The sequence below is a fragment of the Cupriavidus sp. 8B genome, from assembly GCF_054589115.1.
On record NZ_BAAILO010000029.1, the window covers coordinates 1 to 3376 of the forward strand.

Consider the following 3376-nt stretch of genomic DNA (forward strand, 5'->3'; position numbering starts at 1 on the left):
CGTTTGTTTCATCCTTGTCTTTGTTTTTCATGCCTTCACCTTCAACGCGCCACGCTTTCCGCCGGATGACCTGTAGCTGAATTGATCAGCATTTCCTTAGAGACGCCCTGGTAGTCGTGCATGCCTTCATCGAGGCCAGGCACTTTTCCCGCGATGGGCCCGGGCACCTGATGATCGGCATGTGAATGCGAAGATGCGAGGAGCACCGATACGAGCAGACCGGTCCCCGAGCGGGCGCTTGCTCATAGGACGTCTGGAAGATCTTTCCGCAGCTCTGTGACGCAGGCGTCGGACGTTGAGTCCCGATGCCGGCCAGGCTAGCCTGTCACACTAAAACCTGTTGACGTCGATAACCGCCTGCGCGAATTCCCGCGGTGCTTCCTGCGGGAGGTTGTGGCCGATGCCTCCCTTGAGGTCCCGGTGCTCGTATTTGCTGGTGAACTTGCTGGCATAGGTGCTGGGCGCCGGATGCGGGGCACCGTTGGCGTCACCTTCCATCGTGATTGTGCGCACGCCTATGGTGGGCGCCGTCGCGAGCCGCTGCTCGAACTCGTCGTACCTCGGCTCGCCTGCGGCAAGACCTTGCCGCCAGCGATAGTTGTGTACGGAAATCTCCACGTGATCGGGATTGTTGAATGCAGCGGCACTGCGTTCGAAGGTGGCGTCGTCGAACTTCCACTTCGGTGAGGCCTGCTGCCAGATCAGTTTGGCGAAGTCGTGCGTGTACTTCTGATAGCCATCGCGTCCGCGGTCCGTGGCCAGGTAGAACTGGTACCACCACTGAAACTCGGCCTCAGGCGGCAGCGGCATCTTGCCCGCCGCCTGACTGCCAATCAGGTAGCCACTGACGGATACCAGCCCGTTACAGCGCTCTGGCCAGAGGGCAGCAAGGATGCATGCCGTGCGCGCGCCCCAATCGAACCCTGCGATGGCGGCTTTCTGCATGCCCAGCGTATCCATCAGCGCGATGATATCGAGCGCAACGGCCGCCGGCTGGCCGTTGCGCATGGATTCCTTCGACAGGAAGGTCGTCGAACCATAGCCGCGCAGGTACGGAACAATCACGCGGTATCCGTGCGACGCGAGCAGAGGCGCGACGTCGACGAAGCTGTGGATGTCATAGGGCCAGCCGTGTAGCAGGACGACGGCTGGCCCGTTAGCAGGGCCAGCCTCCGCGTAGCCGACGTTGAGTAGCCCTGCGTTGATCTGCTTGATCGATGCAAAGGCCGCATGGGTACCCGGCCTGGTCGAGGGCAGGGGCGCCGGCTTCGATTGATTGGTCTGGGCTTTGGCGGACGTTAAAACGCCGAACTGTACTGTAGCGAGCGTCAAGGCGGCCGTGCCCAGAAAGCCTCGACGAGGCAGATCGATTTTATCCGTCATTTTTTTCTCCTCGCGCTGATGCGGAATCGTTCATCGGGGCGGTGCTTTACTTATCTTGGCGTGGCTGCGATTCCCGGTAGCATGGCACCTTTGCGTCATAGCTATCAGAATCGAAACGACGATGTTGCTGCCAGTGCGATCAGACAACTGTTCTTGTATAGCACCGGATTTGCTCGCGTTCACAAAAAATAGCCGAGACAAGGCGCCCGCTTGTACACGCTTGGTCGTGCGGCCGGCCCGTGTTGGCGCCTTGGTCGATTGCATGATGCGGCGGCTATGCGTCTTGCCTTTCTGCAATAGGCACGGTGCGTCGCTTTCTCAAGCTAAGGTTCCGTCACGCGAGAACTCGGAGGCATTGAGCTTGACGAAGTCGAGCATGCTGGTGGGCGCCTTGCCCGTAAGCTTGTATAGATCGTCAGTCAAGCGATCGTAGCGCCCCTCTGCGTGGAACTCTGCCATCACCGCGAGGTGCTTGACGAGGTGGCCAGGGACGCCAGCTTCCCGAAGCTTGTCGGCCCAGGCCGAGACCGGCGAATGGCGTCGGCACTGTTGTACGCGCGCTCATACACGGCTCGGTCCCGCGCGTCGATCGCACCCTCGTCCACCAGGAAGTACTTGAAGAGCCAATCCTGCTCGACCCGGATACGACCGGCGAGCAGCTTCTCCGGCAGCCCACTGACCTGGTTGAAGGCAAACCACCAGAGATACGGATGGGCGAAGTCGAGCTTGTCGCCGAAGGTGTTGTGCGCGGGTAGAAGCTGGAACGACAACAGGCTCTCGTCCGGGTGCGGCAGCTCCAGCATCACCAGCTTGTCGATGGCCTGGGGATAGTTCGCCGCATACGCGAAGGCCACCGCCGAGCCAATGTCATGACCTGCGACACTGGCCTTGTCATAGCCCAGCGATTTCACCAGCTCGTGAATGTCACGTTTTTGTATCGGGCCTGTAACGTACCTGGGCCGTTTCCGTCATGAAACGTATCAACACAGGGGGGTGATACAGACGGGTACAAAAAGGTTCTGAAACGCGTGGAGGAGTGGCCTACGATTCGGCCGGGACCACGGTCAAAGTCCGCTTTTTGGTCCCAACTACTACTCTTACATAGGAGCGAAGCGTAAATGGCTTCGCTACCCCCCCGGCCAGCCTGGCCGCGAAAGGAAAAACCATGCGACCCCTCTTCAGACACTTGTCAGTCGCCGCTGCTGGCGCTGTTTTCTGCATTGCTGCCTTCGCGCAGAACGCCCCGGATACCGTCCGTCCCCCGGCGATCCTGCCGCTCGAATCGGAACCGGCACCGAAGCTGATTCCATATCCACCGCTGCCCGAACCACTGGCTCGCGGCGTCGTCATCGTTCAGTTCCGGACAGAGAACTTCCGAGTCATGCCGTTATTCGGCAAGACCGCCGTCGAGGTAACGCCGCGTATAGGGCATCTTCATGTAACCGTTGACGACGCGCACGGCACCTGGGCCCATACCAGCGAGGATCCCATCATCGTTGTGGGGCTCACGCCTGGCGCACACAAGCTGCGGCTCGAACTGGCCGATCCCAGCCACAAGATCCTGGGCAGCGAGACAGTTTCCGTTACCGTCCCGGACCTGAAGGCGTCAAAACCCCACCAGCCTTGAGGGCCTGTGTGTTCTTCTGCGGGAGACACGGCATATGCCTGCGGCGATCAGGTCTAACGTTAAGGGCCGCGGCATGCACACGCTGATATAAGGGCGCACACCGCAATGCTAATGGGTGTGGCCGAAGTACTGGAAGAGCATCTCCGGCGTCTGGACACGCAAGTGCTTAACACTTCCTACTGAGAAGAGCTGCCAGAGTCCCGCCTTGGCGAGAATGTCCTATTGTGACGACGCACAGGTTCTATCTCCAAATCTGCAAGATTTGATGTACTATTGATCCTTGTATAAATGATGACATCACCACAACTCGGCCTGCTTCCAGCACGCGGCAATGATGCTAGCGCGTTGCTGTGCGCTGCGCAGCCG

Annotated in this window: 3 protein-coding genes; 1 reads left to right on the plus strand and 2 read right to left on the minus strand. The window is 59.7% G+C overall.

The window, feature by feature from the left end:
• Positions 1-330: 330 nt before the first annotated feature.
• A complete protein-coding gene (locus tag ACYP5B_RS02850; protein ID WP_459568482.1) occupies positions 331-1383 on the minus strand; it encodes an alpha/beta fold hydrolase in 1053 nt (350 codons plus the stop codon).
• 458 nt (positions 1384-1841) lie between these two features.
• Complete coding sequence (locus ACYP5B_RS02855) at positions 1842-2321, minus strand: alpha/beta fold hydrolase (protein ID WP_459568483.1); 480 nt, start codon at positions 2319-2321, stop codon at positions 1842-1844.
• A 227-nt stretch (positions 2322-2548) separates the two neighbouring features.
• On the opposite strand from ACYP5B_RS02855, the gene ACYP5B_RS02860 reads away from it, so the two are divergent.
• Positions 2549-3010, plus strand: coding sequence for a DUF6130 family protein (locus ACYP5B_RS02860; protein WP_267602868.1), 462 nt, complete (start codon positions 2549-2551; stop codon positions 3008-3010).
• Positions 3011-3376: the final 366 nt, after the last annotated feature.